Source organism: Streptomyces sp. ASQP_92, assembly GCF_025399895.1.
GTDB lineage: Bacteria > Actinomycetota > Actinomycetes > Streptomycetales > Streptomycetaceae > Streptomyces.
In genome coordinates, this window is sequence record NZ_JAODUA010000013.1 from 77,140 (window position 1) to 93,982 (window position 16,843).

Sequence of the window (16,843 nt, forward strand, 5' to 3'; positions counted from 1 at the left end):
CGGCTGCCGCGCGGTCGTCGCTCACGAGGTCTCGGCGACCTGGCGCTCGACGGCGTCGATGGCGTCGCCGATCGCGTCCGGGTGCTGGCCGCCGCCCTGGGCGACGTCCGGCTTGCCGCCGCCTCCGCCACCGAGGGTCTTCGCCGCGGTGCGGACCAGCTCGCCGGCCTTGAGACCGCGCTCGCGGGCGGCCTCGTTGGTGGCGATGACCGTCACCGGACGGCCGTTGGCGGTGGTGAACAGGGCGACGACCGCCGGGCGGTCGCCCGGGATGCGGCCGCGCACGTCCAGGACGAGCTTGCGCAGGTCGTCGGCGGAGGTGCCGTCCGGCACCTGTCCGGTGACGAGCGCGGTGCCGCGGATGTCCTTGGCGGAGTCGACCAGACCGGCGGCGGCCTGGAGGACCTTCTCCGCGCGGAACTTCTCGATCTCCTTCTCGGCGTCCTTCAGCTTGCCGAGCATGGCGGAGATCTTCTCCGGGAGCTCCTCGGAACGTCCCTTGACCAGCTCCTGGAGCTGGGCGACGACGGTGTGCTCGCGGGCCAGGAAGTTGTACGCGTCGACGCCGACCAGGGCCTCGATGCGGCGTACCCCGGAGCCGATGGACGACTCGCCGAGCAGCTTCACCAGGCCCAGCTGGGCGGTGTTGTGGACGTGGGTGCCGCCGCACAGCTCCTTGGAGAAGTCGCCGATGGTGACCACGCGCACCCGCTCGCCGTACTTCTCGCCGAACTCGGCGATGGCGCCCTGCTTCTTGGCCTCGTCGATCGACATGACCTCGGCCTGCACGTCGAGTTCGCGGGCGAGGACCTCGTTGATCTTCTGCTCGACATCGGTGAGGACCGTGCCGGGAACGGCGGCGGGCGAGCCGAAGTCGAAGCGGAAGCGGCCCGGCGAGTTCTCGGAGCCGGCCTGGGCGGCCGTCGGGCCGAGCGCGTCGCGCAGCGCCTGGTGGGTGAGGTGGGTGGCGGAGTGGGCACGCGCGATGGCGCGGCGGCGCTTGGTGTCGATGGCGGCGTACGCGGACGCGCCGACCGTCACCTCGCCGACCTGGACGACGCCCTTGTGCACATGGACGCCGGGGACCGGCTTCTGCACGTCGCGGACCTCGATGACCGCGCCGCTGTCGAGCTTGATGCGGCCCTGGTCGGCGAGCTGGCCACCGCCCTCGGCGTAGAACGGCGAGCGGTCGAGGACGACCTCGACCTCGTCGCCCTCGGTCGCGGCGGGCGAGGGCACACCGTCGACGAGGAGGCCGACGATGGTCGACTCGTTCTCGGTGGCGGTGTAGCCGGTGAAGTCGGTGGCGCCGGAGGCGTCGGCCACCTCGCGGTAGGCGGACAGGTCGGCGTGACCGGTCTTCTTGGCGCGGGCGTCGGCCTTGGCCTGGTCGCGCTGCTGCTTCATCAGGCGGCGGAAGCCGTCCTCATCCACGGACAGGCCCTGTTCGGCGGCCATCTCCAGGGTGAGGTCGATCGGGAAGCCCCAGGTGTCGTGGAGCAGGAACGCCTTGTCGCCGGCCAGGACCGTGCCACCGGTGGCCTTGGTCTCGGTGATGGCGGTGTCCAGGATGTTGGTGCCGCCGCGCAGCGCCTTGAGGAAGGCGGCCTCCTCGGCGAGCGCGACCGTCTCGATGCGCTTGCGGTCGGTGACGAGCTCCGGGTACTGCTGGCCCATCGTCTTGATGACGACGTCGATCAGTTCCTGAACGACGGGACCGGTGGCGCCCATGAGACGCATGTTGCGGATGGCGCGGCGCATGATGCGGCGCAGCACATAGCCGCGGCCCTCGTTGCCGGGGGTCACGCCGTCGCCGATGAGCATCACGGAGGTGCGGATGTGGTCGGCGACCACACGCATCGAGACGTCCGACTCGTGCTTGTCGCCGTAGCGCACACCGGTCAGCTCGGTGGCCTTGTCCATGACGACGCGCAGGGTGTCGGTCTCGTACATGTTCTGCACGCCCTGCAGGATCATCGCGAGGCGTTCGAGGCCGAGGCCGGTGTCGATGTTCTGCGAGGGGAGGTCACCCAGGATCGGGAAGTCCTCCTTGCCGTCGCCGGCGCCGCGCTCGTACTGCATGAAGACCAGGTTCCAGATCTCCACATACCGCTCGTCGTTGACGGCCGGGCCGCCCTCGGCGCCGAACTCGGGGCCGCGGTCGTAGTTGATCTCGGAGCAGGGCCCGCACGGTCCGGGCACGCCCATGGACCAGAAGTTGTCCTTCTTGCCCAGGCGCTGGATGCGCTCCTTGGGCACGCCGACGACCTCGTGCCAGATGCGCTCGGCCTCGTCGTCGTCCAGGTAGACGGTGATCCAGAGCTTCTCGGGCTCCAGGCCGTAGCCGCCGTCCGCCACGGAGCTGGTGAGCAGCTCCCAGGCGTACGTGATGGCGCCTTCCTTGAAGTAGTCCCCGAAGGAGAAGTTGCCGCACATCTGGAAGAACGTGCCGTGCCGGGTGGTCTTGCCGACCTCTTCGATGTCCGGCGTCCGCACGCACTTCTGCACGCTGGTGGCGCGCGGGGCGGGCGGCTTGGTCTCACCCAGGAAGTACGGCTTGAAGGGGACCATGCCCGCGTTGACGAGCAGCAGAGTCGGGTCGTCCGCGATGAGCGACGCCGAAGGGACGACGGTGTGGCCGCGCTCCTCGAAGAAGCTCAGCCAGCGGCGGCGAATCTCGGCCGACTCCATCAGTGGTCCTCATTCCGGTCGTACGAATGCTTGGTGTGCGGGTGCTGCTGCTTGGTGTGCTGCTGTGAAGGGGTCTCGAGGGCGACGAGGCGGCGCTGCGCGGGCAGTTCGCGCGGCTCGCTCCCGTCGATGCCCAGGACGTCGTTGAGTTCGGCCTCGCGCTGTGCCATGCCGGACTTGATGTCGAGGGCGAAGTCCTTGAGCCGGTGGCCGGCTTCGACCGCCTTGTCGGCGGTGCGCGCGGCCAGGCTCTCCGGGGTGAGCTGTTTCAGCTTCCGGTTGACCTTGGTGGTGGCCCAGACCCCGGCGGCCGCGCCCGCGGTGAACCAGAACGTACGGCGGAACATCGCAGCGTCAGCCCTTTCGCTTCGAGCGCCGCGCGGGGGGCACGGTCCGCCCGACGATCACGGTACGTCGTGCCGACTTGGCGGGCACATCGGCCGGGGCGGCGCCCTTGCGCCCGATCGCCCGGCGCACCCCGTACCCGAACGCGGCCACCTTCACCAGCGGGCCGCCGAAGGTGGAGGCCACGGTGGTGGAGAGCGCGGACGCGTTGGAGGTGACCTCCTGGACGTCGGAGGCGATGGCGTCGACCCGGTCGAGCTGGGTCTGCGCGGAGCGCACCGCGACGGAGGCGTCCGCGAGCAGCGGGACGGCCTGGTCCGTCACCTCCGCCACCAGCTTGGTCGTCGCCCTCAGCGTCTGGGCCAGCCTCACGAGAACGACCGCGAGGAAGGACACCAGGATCGCCCAGAAGACGGCCACCAGGATCCCGGCCACCTCTCCACCGGACACTTGCACCGCTCCCCGCAACCCGTCGGAACCCGAAAACCTCGAAAACCTCGAAAAAAGGTGTCCTACGAGCCTATCGCGCCGCCGATGGCTTCCCGTACCGCGTTCCCCGCCGCCACAAGCGGAGTTGCGCAAGCCGATTGTACGCAGTGCATACCCTTGAGTACGCTGCGTGTTCCATGCGCTCCCATCTGCCCGCAGAGTTGAACCGCTTCGTCGGGCGAGACCGAGAACTGGCCCGGGTGGACCGGCTGCTCCGCGAGGCGCGCCTGGTCACCGTGACCGGCGTCGGCGGGGTGGGCAAGACCCGTCTCGCGCTGCGGGCCGCGGCCACCGCGGCGGAGCAGGAACGCTACTGCGACGGCGTCCGACTGGTCGAGCTGTCCTCGCTGAACGACCCCGCCCTCCTCGACCACGCCGTCGTCGAGGCGCTGGGCCTGACCGACCACACGGCGAGAGCGCCGCGCCGGCTGCTCCTTGACCACCTCGCGGAGCGTGAACTCCTGCTGGTGCTCGACGGGTTCGAGCAGCTGGTGGCGGACTGCGCCGAGCTGGTGCGGGATCTCTTGCGGAGCTGCCCGCGTCTGCGGGTCCTGGCCGCCGGGCGGCTGCCGCTCAGGATCGAGGGCGAGCGGATGTTCACGCTGGCGCCCATGAACGAGCGGGACGCGCTGCTTCTGTTCACCGAGCGGGCGGCCGACTCCCGGGGCGGCGAGCGGCCGACCGAGGGGCACGAGGCGGCCGCCGCCGAGCTGTGCCGGCGTCTCGACGGGATTCCGCTGGCCCTGGAGCTGGCGGCCGGGCGTCTTGGCACGCTGTCGGTCGAGCAGTTGCTGCGCCGCCTGGACGACCGGTTCCGGCTGCTCACCGGAGGCGGGCGGGGGGTGCTGCCCCGCCACCAGACGCTGCGTACGACCATCGGCTGGAGCCATGAACTGTGCACGGGGGCGCAGCGGTTGCTGTGGGCGCGGCTCTCGGTGTTCGCGGGCGCCTTCGATCTGGAGGCCGTCGAGTACATCTGCGTGGGCCCCGATCTGCCGCAGCAGGACGTGCTGGACGTCCTCGGCGAGCTGCTCGACCAGTCGGTGGTGGTGCGTGAGGACGGCGCGGGCGGCATCCGCTACCGGCTGCTCGACACGGTCCGCGAGTACGGCGCCGAGTGGCTGACGGCGATGGGCGACGAGGAGCGGCTGCACCGGCGCCATCGCGACTGGTACCTGGGGCTCGCCACCTGGTGCGAGCTGGACTGGTTCAGTCCGCGCCAGGCCGAGGTGGCGGCCCGGGTGGAGGGCGAACTGCCCAACTTGCGTGCCGCGATGGAGTTTTCGCTGGCCTCTCCCGAGGACGCGCACCTCGCCCAGTACCTGGCGGGCACGCTCTGGTTCTACTGGGCCGGCTGCGGGCGGCTCGCAGAGGGCCGGCACTGGCTGACCCAGGTCCTGGACGCCGAGAGCGAGCACGACAGTTCACGGCTCAAGGCGCTGTGGGTGCTCGGCTATGTGGCGGTGCTCCAGGGCGACGCGGTGGCGGCGATCGCCGCGTTGCAGGAGTGCCGCGAGGAGGCCGAGCTGCGTGGCGACGCGGTCGCCGTGGCGTACGCGGTGCACCGCTCCGGGTGTCTGGCGCTGGTCACCGACGACATGCCGCGCGCCGAGGAGTTGCTGCGCGAGGCCCTCGCCGGGTACGAGGAGGTCGGCGAGCTCAACAGCAATGTGCTGATGGGCCGGGTCGAGATGGCGATGGCGGTGGGCTTCAGGGGCCGGCTGGACGAGGCGGTCTCGGTCTGCGAGCACGTCGTGGAGGTCTGCGAGGAGCACGGCGAGCGCTGGGCGCGCGCCTATGCGCTGTACGTCCTGGCCTACGCGGCCTGGTACGCCGGTGATCCGGCCCGCGCGCGCACCTTGCTGCGCGAGACCCTCGCCGTCAGTCACACCTTCCACGACCTGGTCGGCACGGTGCTCACCCTGGAGATGCTGGCGCTGGTCGAGGTGGACGCCGGGGACCCGGCGGAGGCGGCCGTGCTCCAGGGCGCGGCCGAGCGGATCTGGCCCTCGGTGGGGCTGCCCCTGTTCGGTTCGGCGTACTTCTACGCCGCGCACGTGCTCTGCGAGGAGCGGACGCGGGAGCGACTGGGTGACGCGGCGTACGAGGAGCACCGGCGGCGCGGCGCCCGGATCGAGACGGAGGTCGCGGTGGCGCGGGCACTCGGAGGAGGCCAAGAGGCCGACGACGTACGGGAGTTGCCGTCCGCGCGCGAGGGGCAGCAGCCCGAGGGCCCCGCACATGCGGAAGCCCGCCGCCTCCCGCTCCGTGCGGAGCGGGGGGACGGCGGGCTGAAGCGCTGAGGCTCCGGAGTTACGCCTGGATCAGCGGGCGTAGTACTCGACGACGAGCTGCTCGTCGCAGATGACCGGGATTTCCTTGCGGTTCGGGTCGCGGTCCAGGCGGAAGGCCAGGGCCTTCAGGTTCACCTGGAGGTAGCGCGGGGTCTCGCCCTCGCCGGCGTAGCCACCCTCGCGGGCGACCTGGAAGGGGACCTTCTCGCGGCTGCGCTCGCGGACGGTCACGACGTCGTCCGGACGGACGCGGAACGACGGCTTGTCGACCTTGCCACCGTTGACCTGGATGTGACCGTGCACGACCATCTGGCGGGCCTGGTAGATGGTGCGGGCGATGCCCGAACGCAGGACCAGGGCGTCGAGGCGACGCTCGAGCTCGACGACCAGCGCCTCGCCCGTCTTGCCCTCGGCCTTCTTGGCGCGGTCGTAGGCACGCGCCATCTGGCGCTCGCTGATGTCGTACTGGGCGCGCAGACGCTGCTTCTCGAGCAGACGGACCTTGTAGTCCGAGTTCTGCTTGCGGCCACGGCCGTGCTCGCCCGGCGGGTAGGGGCGGGCCTCGAAGTACTTGACGGCCTTCGGCGTCAGCGCGATGCCGAGCGCACGAGACTTCTTGACCTTGGGACGCGACTGGTTAGGCACGTTCTCCAAACCTCCATGGTTGGGTTAGGTTAGGCTCACCTTACTCAAGGAGATCGCATGTCGCGTCCGGGGAACACCAGTCACATCACGGACAACACGAAGAAGGCCGGCCAAACGCCGCTTTCGCGGGAGGCCGACTCTCCCGGCTCCGCTGGAGCCGGGCACGTGACGGAGGTCCGATCAGATCGTGGTCAGCCGCGTCCCAGCGGACTTGAAATCGCGCGGATGCCGTCAGCAGCCGAGCGCACACGAACTCTCGTACAGAGTACCTGCTCGGCGGTGCTGCTCGTACCGGGCCCCCGGGGCGCCCGCCCGGAGCAGCTCCTGACCGGCGAACGGGGCGTCGGTCCCGACGGGGATCTGTTCCTCGTCCTGCCCGCCCGTTCCCCGGCGGGCAGGGCCGCCGAGGGCGCACCGGACGACGAGGTCCCGGCGGTCCTGGAGCTCACGGATGTGGCCCCGGTCTCCGTTCCTCACCGTATCCGGGGCCGGGCCTGGATCTCCGGGCGGCTGACCCCGGTGCCCGGGCAGGCGGGGCCCGGGCAGGTGATGCTGCGCCTCACGGTGGGCGAGGCCTCCGTGGACGACCTGTGGGGCGCGGCCACGGTGGACCGGCGGGACTTCGCCCTGGCCGCGCCCGATCCGCTGGTGCGGTACGAGACCGAGCTCCTCCAGCACCTCGCCTCCGCCCACGGTGAGCAACTCGGGCTGCTGTGCGGGCTCGTGGAACGGGAAGGAGTGGAGCGGGTCACTCCGCTGGCACTCGACCGCTTCGGGCTGCGGGTCCGTTTCGGCGGGAGCGACGGCCACACCTTCGACGCCCGCTTCGACTTCCCCGAGCCGGTGACCGACATCACGGCGCTGCGCCGCGCGATGCACCAGCTCTTCGAGGCCGCGGGCGGCTAGGCACGGCCGCCCGCGCTCCCCCCGTGAGACTCCCCTGTAGAAACCGAAAAAGGGGTCAGTCCCCGTCCCTGCCCAGGCGCTCGCGCACCTTCTCCACCACGTCCGCGTACCGCGCCTCCGCGCCGTACCGCGTCGGCTCGTAGTAGCGCTTGTCCGCCACCGCGTCCGGCGCGTACTGCTGGGAGGCGATCGCGCCCGGCACGTCGTGCGGGTAGATATAGCCCTGCGCGTGGCCCAGCTTGGCCGCGCCCTTGTAGTGGCCGTCGCGCAGATGGGGCGGGACGGGGCCGGCAAGCCCCGCCCGGACGTCCGCCATCGCGGCGCCGATCGCGGTCGTCGCCGAGTTGGACTTCGGGGCCAGCGCCAGCGCGATCGTGGCGTGGCTCAGGGTCAGGGCCGCCTCGGGGAAGCCGATGAGGGCGACGGCCTGCGCGGCCGCGACCGCGGTGGGCAGCGCCGTCGGGTCGGCCAGGCCGATGTCCTCGCTCGCGGAGATGATCAGGCGTCGCGCGATGAAGCGGGGATCCTCGCCCGCCTCGATCATGCGGGCCAGATAGTGCAGGGCCGCGTCCACGTCCGAGCCGCGGATCGACTTGATCAGCGCGCTCGCCACGTCGTAGTGCTGGTCGCCACCCTTGTCGTACGTCACCGCCGCCCGGTCGACGGTCTCCTCCAGGGTCTGGAGCGTGATCTCCTGCTCCGACTTGGCGAGCGCCGAACCGGCCGCCGCCTCCAGGGCGGTCAGGGCGCGCCGGGCGTCACCCCCCGCGATGCGCAGCAGATGCGCCTCGGCGTCCGAGGGCAGGGTGACGGCGGACCCGAGGCCCCGCTCCTCGGTGAGCGCCCGCCGGACCAGGGCGCGCAGGTCGTCGTCCGTGAGCGGTTCGAGGGTGAGCAGCAGGGAGCGCGAGAGCAGGGGGGAGATCACCGAGAAGTACGGGTTCTCGGTGGTCGCCGCGATCAGGGTGACCCAGCGGTTCTCGACGGCGGGGAGCAGCGAGTCCTGCTGGGCCTTGGAGAAGCGGTGGATCTCGTCGAGGAAGAGGACGGTCTCCTTGCCGAAGCCGCCGATGGCGCGGCGGGCGCCGTCGATGACCGCGCGGACCTCCTTGACGCCCGCGGTGATCGCCGAGAGCTCCACGAACCGCTTGTTGGTGGCCTTGGACACCACATACGCGAGCGTCGTCTTTCCCGTGCCGGGCGGACCCCACAGGATCACCGAGGACGGGCCGGCCGGGCCGCCCGCCCCCTCCCCCACCAGGCGCCGCAGGGGCGAGCCCTGCTTCAGGAGGTGCTGCTGGCCGACCACCTCGTCGAGGACGCGCGGACGCATCCGTACGGCCAGAGGGCTGCCCGCCGGGTCTTTCTCCTGGCGGTCCTCTGCGGCTGCGGTAAACAGGTCGGGTTCCACGTCAACGAGCCTATGGCACACCACTGACAACGCGGCCCGGCCTGCGCGAACGCGGGCCGGGCCGGGAGGGAAGGAGGCGGGGGGGGCGGGTCAGCTCGTCCAGAAGTCCCACCAGCGGGTCAGGATCAGCATGCCGATGATCCCGACGTGCAGCACCGGCAGCACCCAGGTGAACTCGGACAGCAGGTTCTTGGCCCAGCGCGGCGCGGGCAGCAGCCCCTTGCGGAGGTTGAACGACGTCACGTACCAGAACATGAAGATGGTGGCGACCCACGCCAGGCAGCACCACAGGCACAGCGAGTTGATCCGGTACAGCGACTCGAACTGGAGCCAGCTCACGAAGCCGACGCCGAACAGCGTGCCCGCGTTGAACGTCAGCCAGTACCAGCGGCGGAAGCGGGCACCCGCCAGGATGCTCATGCCGACGCAGACCACCATGCCGTAGGCGACCAGACCCAGCATCGGGTTGGGGAAGCCGAAGGCCGCCGCCTGGTCGCTCTTCATGATGTTGCCGCAGGACACCACGGGGTTGAGGCTGCACCCCGGCACGAAGTTCGGGTTCTCCAGCAGCTTGAACTTGTCGAGCGTGATGACCCAGGCCGCCACCAGCCCGGCCACGCCGGTGATGACGAGCAGCCAGGCGAAGGCGCGGCTGCCGCCGATCGCTCCCTTGCCGCTCACCTCGCGGTGGCCGGAGTCGGAGGAGACGTCGTCAAGTGTTGTGGTCATAGCTCCGGTCCGTCATCCCGTCTAGGTGATCGCCTGTGCTGCCGCCGCCTCATTCTGCCGCACGGGGAGCACTGTCCACCGTTCGATGGACATAAGGAGGTACGCACGGGGGGCCCTGAACCGCGGGCTCCGCGCGAGGCTCTTTGCCATGACAGCACTGGCGGTTGATGTACGCGGCCTTCGCAAGCAGTACGGCGAGGTCAGCGCGGTCGACGGACTGGACCTCGGGATCCGGCACGGAGAGGTCTTCGGCATCCTCGGCCCGAACGGGGCCGGCAAGAGCACCACCGTGGAGATCCTCCAGGGGCACCGCGACCGGGACGGCGGCGAGGTGACCGTCCTCGGGGCCGACCCGGCGACCGCGGGGCGCGCCTGGCGCTCCCGGGTGGGCATCGTGTGGCAGGACGAGTCGGCGCCCGCCGAACTCACGGTCCGCGAGACCGTGCACCACTTCGCCCGCTACTACCCGAGGCCGCGCGACCCCGAGGAGGTCATCGCGCTGGTCGGCCTCGAAGCCAAGGCCTCGGCCCGGGTCAAGGGGCTCTCGGGCGGGCAGCGGCGGCGCCTGGACGTGGCGCTCGGCGTGATCGGCGGTCCCGAGCTGCTGCTCCTGGACGAGCCGACGACCGGCTTCGACCCGGCGGCCCGCCGCCAGTTCTGGGAGCTGATCCGGCGGCTCGCGGCGGAGGGCACCACCATCGTGCTGACCACGCACTACCTGGAGGAGGCGGAGGCACTGGCCGACCGGCTCGCGGTGATCGCGGGCGGCCGGGTCGTCGCCGAGGGCGAGCCCGCCGCGCTGCGCCAGAGCCTCGGCACCGGCGCCACCGTCGAGTGGACCGATTCCGGCGGTGTCCCGCGCAGCGTGCGCACCGAGACGCCGACCCGCACCGTCGCCGAGCTGATGCACCGCTTCGACGGCGAGATACCCGGCCTCAAGATCGGCCGCCCCACCCTCGAGGACGTCTATCTGCGGCTCACCGGCCAGCTGGACCCGCAGCAGGAGGAAGCACGATGACCACCGCCGACACCCTCGCCCCCGCCCGCACCGGCGAACCCGAACTGCCCGGCGTCTGGTCCCTGGGACTGCGGCGCGGCGCCCTGGAGATCCGGCAGTTCGTCCGCCAGCGGGACCAGGTGATCTTCACCTTCGCCTTCCCGGTCGTCTTCCTCGCCCTGTTCGCCTCGATCTTCAGCGGCCGGGTCGAGAACGCCGGGATCACCGCCTCCCAGCTCTACGCCGCCGGAATGATCGCAGCGGGGATCATGTCGGTCAGCTTCCAGTCGCTCGGCATCTCCATCGCCATCGAACGGGACGAGAAGGTGCTGCGCCGGCTGCGCGGCACACCGATGCCACCGGCCGCGTACTTCCTCGGCAAGGTCTGGCTCGTGCTGGCCACCGGTGTCGCCGAGACGGCCGTGCTGCTCCTGTTCGGCTCCACCCTGTTCGATCTGGACCTGCCGAGCACGGCGGCCAAGTGGTTCGACTTCTCCTGGATCTTCGTTCTGGGCATCACCGGCTGCGCCCTGCTCGGGATCGCGATCAGCAGTCTGCCCAGGTCGGGCAAGAGCGCGAGCTCGGTGGTCGTGCTGCCGTTCCTGGTCCTCCAGTTCATCTCCGGCGTCTACATTCCGGTGGGCACCGTGCCCGACTGGCTGCTGAACATCAGCGCGTTCTTCCCGCTGAAGTGGATGTGTCAGGGCTTTCGCGGGGTGTTCCTGCCGGAGTCCGCCTCGGTGCTCGAACAGGCGGGGAGCTGGGAGTTCGGACGGATCGCGCTGGTGCTCGGCGCCTGGTGCATCGGAGGATTGGCGCTGTGTCTGATGACCTTCAGGTGGAAGAGCCGTCGCGACGGCTGACGGAGTTCGCGGCCGCGGCGGGAGCGCGCGACACCCATGTGTGGGACCGCTCGTTCCTGCCGTGGGACGCCTACTTCGCGGTGGTGTGGCTGGCCACGGCGGTCTTCGTGCTCGGCGCCGACCTCCCCTCGCTGCCGTACCGGATCACCGCGGTGGCGCTGATGTCGCTGCTGATCCCGTGGTACCTGCGGGCCGGGCGGCCCGCCATGCTCAGCGACGGGGCCGACGAGCGGCAGTCCCTGCGCTACGTCGTGGCCTCGGTGGTGATCTTCCTGCCGCCCGCCTTCCTGGTCGGCGAGACCCGGCTGATCACCTTCGCGCTCGCACCGCCCTGCTTCATGCTGCTGCCGCTGCGCAGGGCGATGGTCACCATGGCGGTCGTGAACGTGGTGCCCGTGGCGGGCTGGGCGCTGATCTGGCGGCCCGGGTCCCAGGTGGTCTTCTTCAACTCGGTCTTCGCGGTGGCCACCCTCGCCTTCTCCGGGTTCTTCGGGGCCTGGGTCATCCGGATCATCGAGCAGAGCAAGGAACGGGCTTCCCTGATCGGCGAGTTGGAGCACAGCCGGGAGGAGGTGGCCCGGCTCTCCGCGGAGCGCGGCGCGCTCACCGAGCGGGAGCGGATGTCGAGGGAGATCCACGACACCCTCGCACAGGGCTTCACCAGCGTGCTGATGCTGGTGCAGGCCGTCCAGTCGGAACTGGACCACGATGTTCCGCTGGCCCGCCGCCATCTCGACCTCATGGAGTCCACCGCCCGCCAGAACCTCGCGGAGGCCCGGGCCCTGGTCGCCGGGGGCGCCCCCGCCGACCTGGACGGCGGTTCCCTGCCCGACGCGGTACGCCGCCTGACCGCCCGGCACGAGTCGCCCGCCGTCCTCGAAGTGACGGGCGCCGTAAGGGAGTTGCCCGCCCCGCTCGAAGTGGTCGCGCTGCGCTCCTGCCAGGAGGCGCTCTCCAACGCCCGCAAGCACGCGGGCCCCGGGGCGCCGGTGCGGCTCTCGCTCGCATACGGTGAGGCCGAGTTGACCGTGTCCATACGGGACGAGGGCGACGGCTTCGACCTCTCGGCGCCGCGTGCCGGCTACGGCCTGGCCGGGCTGCGGGCGCGGGCCGCCGAGGTGGGCGGCACCGCCGAGGTCCGCAGCGCGCCGGGCGAGGGCACCACGGTCGGCGTCCACCTGCCCGTCCCCGCCCCGCCCCCGAGGAGCCCTTCGTGATCCGCATCCTGCTCGCCGACGACCATCCGGTGGTACGGGAGGGCCTGCGCGGGATGCTCGCGGCCGAGCCCGACCTGGAGGTGGTGGCCGACGCCGCCAACGGCCCGCAGGCCGAGGCCCTGTGCGCCGAACTGAGGCCGGACATCGTGCTGATGGACCTGCGGATGCCGGGCGGCGACGGGGTGGAGTCGATCGGGCGCCTCACCGCGTCGGGGCTTCCGTGCCGGGTGATCGTCCTGACGACGTACGAAACGGACCGGGACATTCTGCGGGCCGTCGAGGCGGGGGCGGCCGGCTATCTGCTCAAGGACCTGGCCCGGGGCGAGCTGGCCCAGGCGGTGCGGGCGGCCGCGCGGGGCGAGACGGTCCTCGCGCCCTCGGTCGCGGCCCGCCTCGTCGACCAGCTCCGCGCCCGCCCGGAGCGGCCCCGGCTCTCCGACCGCGAGGTGGCGGTGCTGCGGCTGGTGGCCGAGGGGTGCACGAATGCCGAGATCGGCCGGCGGTTGTTCGTCGCGGAGTCGACGGTGAAGACCCATGTGGTGCGGATCTTCGGCAAGTTGGGGGTGGACGACCGCACGGCGGCGGTGACGCGAGCGATGTCCCTGGACCTGCTGTAACCCCGGCCCACCCAGGCAGGGGCTCCGCCCCCCGCACCCCCGCATCGCTCCTCAAGGGCGCTCGTCCTCAAACGCCGGACGGGCTGAAGGTGCCCGGCACCGGCAGGGGCTCCGCCCCCGCACCCCCGTTCGCCCCTGAACGGCGCTCGTCCTCAAACTCCCCCAAGGCCTTAAGGGCCAGGGGGACCCCCATGACGGGCTGAGGTGTCCCCCACTGGCCGGCACCGAGTAGCCAGGGGCGCGAGGAACAGCGCGAAACGCGACCACGACCCGCAGCCCGAAGGGCCTTGAGGGGCGCGGGGAACTGCGCGAAAAGCGACCACGGCCCGCACACGGCCGCGGGTTCAGGGGCGCGGGGAACTGCGCGACCAGCCACCTGCGGCCCGAGGCCGAAAACGGGTTTCCAGGGGCGCGAGGAACTGCGCGAAAAGCGACCACGGCCCGCACACGAACAGCGTCCCCGAGGCACCGCGCGGGCGGGCCCGCAACCCGGGGGCGGGCGATGGCCCGGGGCGGGGGTGGCCCACCCTCGGGACGGCCACCCCCGGCCCACCGTCAGGCCAGACGCTCCCGGACCGCGTCCACGATCGCGTCCAGCGCCACCGGCCCCTGCTCCCCCGACTCCATGTCCTTGAGCTGGACCACACCCTCCGCGAGGTCACGCTCGCCCGCGACCAGGGTGAAGCGCGCACCCGAGCGGTTCGCGTTCTTCATCGCGCCCTTCAGGCCCTTGCCCCCGAACGCGAAGTCCGCCGCGATGCCGGCCCGGCGCAGCTCCATCACCTTGGTGAAGAGCACGCGCCGCGCCTCCTCGCCGAGCGGAACCGCGAACACGCTGGTCGTGGAGGGCAGTTCGAGAGTGACGCCCTCGGCCTCCAGCGCCAGGACCGTACGGTCGACGCCCAGCGCCCAGCCCACCGACGGCAGCGCGGGGCCGCCGATCATCTCGGACAGGCCGTCGTAGCGGCCGCCACCGCCCACCGCGGACTGCGAGCCCAGACCGTCGTGGACGAACTCGAACGTCGTGCGCGTGTAGTAGTCCAGGCCGCGCACGAGCCGCCCGTCGTCCTCGAAGGCCACGCCCTGCGCGGTGAGCAGGTCGCGCACCTCCTCGTGGTACGCCTTGCAGGCGTCGCACAGGTAGTCGCGCAGGAGCGGGGCCCCGGCGAGCTGCTTCTGGACCGCCTCCCGCTTGTCGTCGAGCACCCGCAAGGGGTTGATCTCGGCCCGCCGCAGGGTGTCCTCGTCGAGGTCGAGCCCGCGCAGGAAGTCCTGGAGCGCGGCACGGTAGACCGGGCGGCACTCCTTGTCGCCGAGCGAGTTCAGCAGGATGCGGAAGTTCCGCAGACCGAGCGAGCGGTACGCGTCGTTGGCCAGGACGATCAGCTCGGCGTCCAGCGCCGGGTCCTCCGCGCCGATCGCCTCGGCACCCACCTGCGAGAAGTGCCTGTACCGGCCCTTCTGCGGGCGCTCGTAGCGGTAGTACGAGCCGGAGTACCAGAGCTTGACGGGGAGGTTGCCCGCCTTGTGGAGGTTGGCCTCCAGGGCCGCGCGCAGCACGGAGGCGGTGCCCTCGGGGCGCAGCGCGAGCCTGTCGCCGCCCTTGGTCTCGAAGGCGTACATCTCCTTCGTGACGATGTCGGTGGACTCGCCGACCCCGCGCGCGAAGAGCTCGACGTTCTCGAAGCCCGGAGTCTCGATGTAGCCGTAGCCCGACCGCTTCAGCGGCGCCGCGATGGCCTCGCGCACGGCGAGGAAGCGGGCCGAATCCGGCGGGATCAGGTCGTAGGTGCCCTTGGGGGCCTGGAAGGTACTCATGGAAAGGCTTCTCGTCACATTCCTCGTCGGGGAGAGGCGGTCTGCTCTCCCTGGCCCGCGGCCACCTGCCGCAGATACGGGTTGGTGGCGCGCTCCTGGCCGATGGTGGTCTGGGAGCCGTGGCCGGACAGCACCACGGTCGAGTCGTCGAGCGGCAGGCACACACGGCCCAGCGACTCGAGGAGCTCGGCGTGGCTGCCGCCGGGCAGGTCGGTGCGTCCGACGGAGCCGGCGAAGAGCAGGTCGCCCGAGAACAGGATCGGAGGAATGTCCTCCGCCTCGGGCAGCCCGAACGTCACCGACCCCCTGGTATGGCCGGGCGCGTGCGACACGGTCAGCTCCATCCCGGCCAGCGCCAGCTTGGCGCCGTCGGTCAGCTCCTTGACGTCGTCCGGCTCCCCCACCGTCAGATCGCCCATCAGCTGCGCGCCGAAGGCGCGGCCGAGGGCCTTCTCCGGGTCGCTCATCATGTAGCGGTCCTCGGGGTGGATCCAGGCGGGTACGTCGTGGGCTCCGCAGACCGGGACGACCGAGGCGCAGTGGTCGATGTGGCCGTGGGTGAGGACGACGGCGACGGGCTTGAGCCGATGCTTCTTCAGCGTTTCCTCGACGCCCTGGGCGGCCTGGTGGCCGGGGTCGATGATCACGCATTCCTCGCCTGCGGCGGGGGCGACCAGGTAGCAGTTGGTCCCCCAGGCCCCGGCGGGGAACCCGGCAATCAGCACGATCGTCCTCGATTTCTTGCGCAGCGGGTGATGACGGCTGTTCAGAGCCTACCGGCGCCGCTCCGGTCACAGCGAACCCATATACGGTACGGGTCACAGTCAGCTCGCAGGCACATACCAGCACCCCTCGAGCCCGTACAAGGAGACGACCGGTGGTCAGCAGCGAACAGCGTCGGCGCCAGCTCGCGCGCGAGAAGTTCGAGCGGCAGCAGCAGCGCCGGGAGGCGGCCCGGCGCAAGGCCAGGCGCCGCAACACGATCATCGCGACCACCCTCGCGGTGGTCGTGGCGGCGGGCGGGGTGGCGTTCGCGACGGGCGCCTTCTCCGGCGACGGCAAGAAGTCGGACAGCGCCGACCCCTCGGCCGAGCCGAAGATGACGGTGGACGCGAAGGCCAAGTACGACATGGCCCTCAAGACCAACGCCGGTGACATCAAGATCACGATGGACGCCGCGAAGACGCCGCACACCGTGAACTCGTTCAAGTACCTCGCCGACAAGGGGTACTTCGACAACACCAAGTGCCACCGGCTCACCACGCAGAACATCTATGTGCTCCAGTGCGGCGACCCCAAGGGCACCGGTTCGGGCGGCCCCGGCTACACGATCCCGGACGAGGACCTGACCGGGCTCGGCAAGGCGGGCGCGGACGGCACGGTGACCTATCGGGCCGGCACCGTCGCGATGGCCAATACCGGCCAGGCGCACACCGGCGGCAGCCAGTTCTTCCTCGTCTACAAGGACACCAAGCTGCCGCCCAGCTACACGCCGTTCGGCACGATGGACGCGGCCGGCCTCAAGGCGGTGCAGGACGTCGCCAAGGAGGGCGTCGAGGGCGGTTCGACGGACGGGGCGCCCAAGAAGGCCGTCACCATCCAGAAGGCCGCCGTCACCAAGGAGTGACGCCGCCGGACGCCCGGCACCGAGCGTGAGGCGCTGAATTCGGCCGCGCTGAGTGCGGACAGCCGGGCGGCCGGTCGCCTAGATTGGCGTTGTGCAGCGCGGGCTCGAACCGCGCTGTGGAGGGCGGGCGAGGCCCGCCGGGAAACTGTGGACGATGCCCCGGGGGACGAACCCCCCGCGCAGGCATCATGTGG

15 protein-coding genes are annotated in these 16,843 nt (G+C 71.2%); 7 read left to right on the forward strand and 8 right to left on the reverse strand.

What is annotated here, in order from left to right:
- Window positions 1-21: 21 nt before the first annotated feature.
- From alaS to N4G70_RS24830, 3 genes are read right to left on the reverse strand one after another with little or no spacing between them, the layout of a single operon-like run.
- Window positions 22-2,691: an alanine--tRNA ligase gene (gene alaS / locus N4G70_RS24820; protein ID WP_261714930.1), complete on the reverse strand. Its 2,670-nt coding sequence runs from the start codon at window positions 2,689-2,691 to the stop codon at window positions 22-24.
- A complete protein-coding gene (locus N4G70_RS24825) occupies window positions 2,691-3,038 on the reverse strand; it encodes a DUF6167 family protein (protein ID WP_261714931.1) in 348 nt (115 codons plus the stop codon). Before N4G70_RS24825 ends, alaS begins: the two co-directional genes overlap by 1 nt.
- Window positions 3,039-3,045: 7 nt before the next feature.
- Window positions 3,046-3,486, reverse strand: coding sequence for a DUF948 domain-containing protein (locus N4G70_RS24830; RefSeq protein ID WP_261714932.1), 441 nt, complete (start codon window positions 3,484-3,486; stop codon window positions 3,046-3,048).
- Between the two features lie 176 nt (window positions 3,487-3,662).
- Between N4G70_RS24830 and N4G70_RS24835 the strand changes: the two genes are divergently transcribed.
- Entirely contained in the window at window positions 3,663-5,828 is a 2,166-nt protein-coding gene (locus N4G70_RS24835) for a tetratricopeptide repeat protein (RefSeq protein ID WP_261714933.1), read from the forward strand.
- A 21-nt stretch (window positions 5,829-5,849) separates the two neighbouring features.
- Here N4G70_RS24835 and rpsD read toward each other — a convergent pair whose 3' ends face one another.
- Window positions 5,850-6,464 (reverse strand): 30S ribosomal protein S4, encoded by a 615-nt coding sequence (gene rpsD, locus N4G70_RS24840; protein WP_053723667.1) that lies wholly within the window; start codon window positions 6,462-6,464, stop codon window positions 5,850-5,852.
- Window positions 6,465-6,689: 225 nt separating this feature from the next.
- On the opposite strand from rpsD, the gene N4G70_RS24845 reads away from it, so the two are divergent.
- Window positions 6,690-7,370 carry a DUF2470 domain-containing protein gene (locus tag N4G70_RS24845; protein ID WP_261714934.1) on the forward strand — a complete coding sequence of 227 codons (681 nt, stop codon included), beginning with the start codon at window positions 6,690-6,692 and terminating at the stop codon, window positions 7,368-7,370.
- A gap of 55 nt (window positions 7,371-7,425) precedes the next feature.
- On the opposite strand, the gene N4G70_RS24850 is transcribed toward N4G70_RS24845, so the two are convergent.
- On the reverse strand, window positions 7,426-8,781 hold the full coding sequence (locus N4G70_RS24850) for a replication-associated recombination protein A (protein WP_261714935.1): 1,356 nt from the start codon (window positions 8,779-8,781) through the stop codon (window positions 7,426-7,428).
- A 90-nt stretch (window positions 8,782-8,871) separates the two neighbouring features.
- Complete coding sequence (locus tag N4G70_RS24855; RefSeq protein WP_261714936.1) at window positions 8,872-9,510, reverse strand: vitamin K epoxide reductase family protein; 639 nt, start codon at window positions 9,508-9,510, stop codon at window positions 8,872-8,874.
- Window positions 9,511-9,658: 148 nt separating this feature from the next.
- On the opposite strand from N4G70_RS24855, the gene N4G70_RS24860 reads away from it, so the two are divergent.
- Genes N4G70_RS24860 through N4G70_RS24875 form a run of 4 tightly spaced genes read left to right on the forward strand, consistent with a single transcriptional unit; the run spans window position 9,659 to window position 13,204 of the window.
- Window positions 9,659-10,528, forward strand: a complete 870-nt coding sequence (locus tag N4G70_RS24860; protein WP_261714937.1) for an ABC transporter ATP-binding protein — start codon at window positions 9,659-9,661, stop codon at window positions 10,526-10,528.
- On the forward strand, window positions 10,525-11,370 hold the full coding sequence (locus tag N4G70_RS24865; RefSeq protein WP_261714938.1) for an ABC transporter permease: 846 nt from the start codon (window positions 10,525-10,527) through the stop codon (window positions 11,368-11,370). Before N4G70_RS24860 ends, N4G70_RS24865 begins: the two co-directional genes overlap by 4 nt.
- Window positions 11,328-12,587, forward strand: a complete 1,260-nt coding sequence (locus N4G70_RS24870; protein WP_261714939.1) for a sensor histidine kinase — start codon at window positions 11,328-11,330, stop codon at window positions 12,585-12,587. The genes N4G70_RS24865 and N4G70_RS24870 overlap by 43 nt, the downstream gene beginning before the upstream one ends.
- The gene (locus tag N4G70_RS24875; RefSeq protein WP_261714940.1) at window positions 12,584-13,204 is read left to right on the forward strand and encodes a response regulator transcription factor; all 621 of its coding nucleotides are present in this window, start codon (window positions 12,584-12,586) and stop codon (window positions 13,202-13,204) included. The genes N4G70_RS24870 and N4G70_RS24875 overlap by 4 nt, the downstream gene beginning before the upstream one ends.
- Window positions 13,205-13,759: 555 nt before the next feature.
- On the opposite strand, the gene hisS is transcribed toward N4G70_RS24875, so the two are convergent.
- Both hisS and N4G70_RS24885 read right to left on the reverse strand, forming a co-directional pair.
- Window positions 13,760-15,022: a histidine--tRNA ligase gene (gene hisS / locus N4G70_RS24880; protein WP_261714941.1), complete on the reverse strand. Its 1,263-nt coding sequence runs from the start codon at window positions 15,020-15,022 to the stop codon at window positions 13,760-13,762.
- Between the two features lie 14 nt (window positions 15,023-15,036).
- Complete coding sequence (locus tag N4G70_RS24885) at window positions 15,037-15,747, reverse strand: MBL fold metallo-hydrolase (RefSeq protein WP_261714942.1); 711 nt, start codon at window positions 15,745-15,747, stop codon at window positions 15,037-15,039.
- A gap of 152 nt (window positions 15,748-15,899) precedes the next feature.
- Between N4G70_RS24885 and N4G70_RS24890 the strand changes: the two genes are divergently transcribed.
- Window positions 15,900-16,649, forward strand: coding sequence for a peptidylprolyl isomerase (locus N4G70_RS24890; RefSeq protein WP_261714943.1), 750 nt, complete (start codon window positions 15,900-15,902; stop codon window positions 16,647-16,649).
- The last annotated feature ends 194 nt before the right edge of the window (window positions 16,650-16,843 follow it).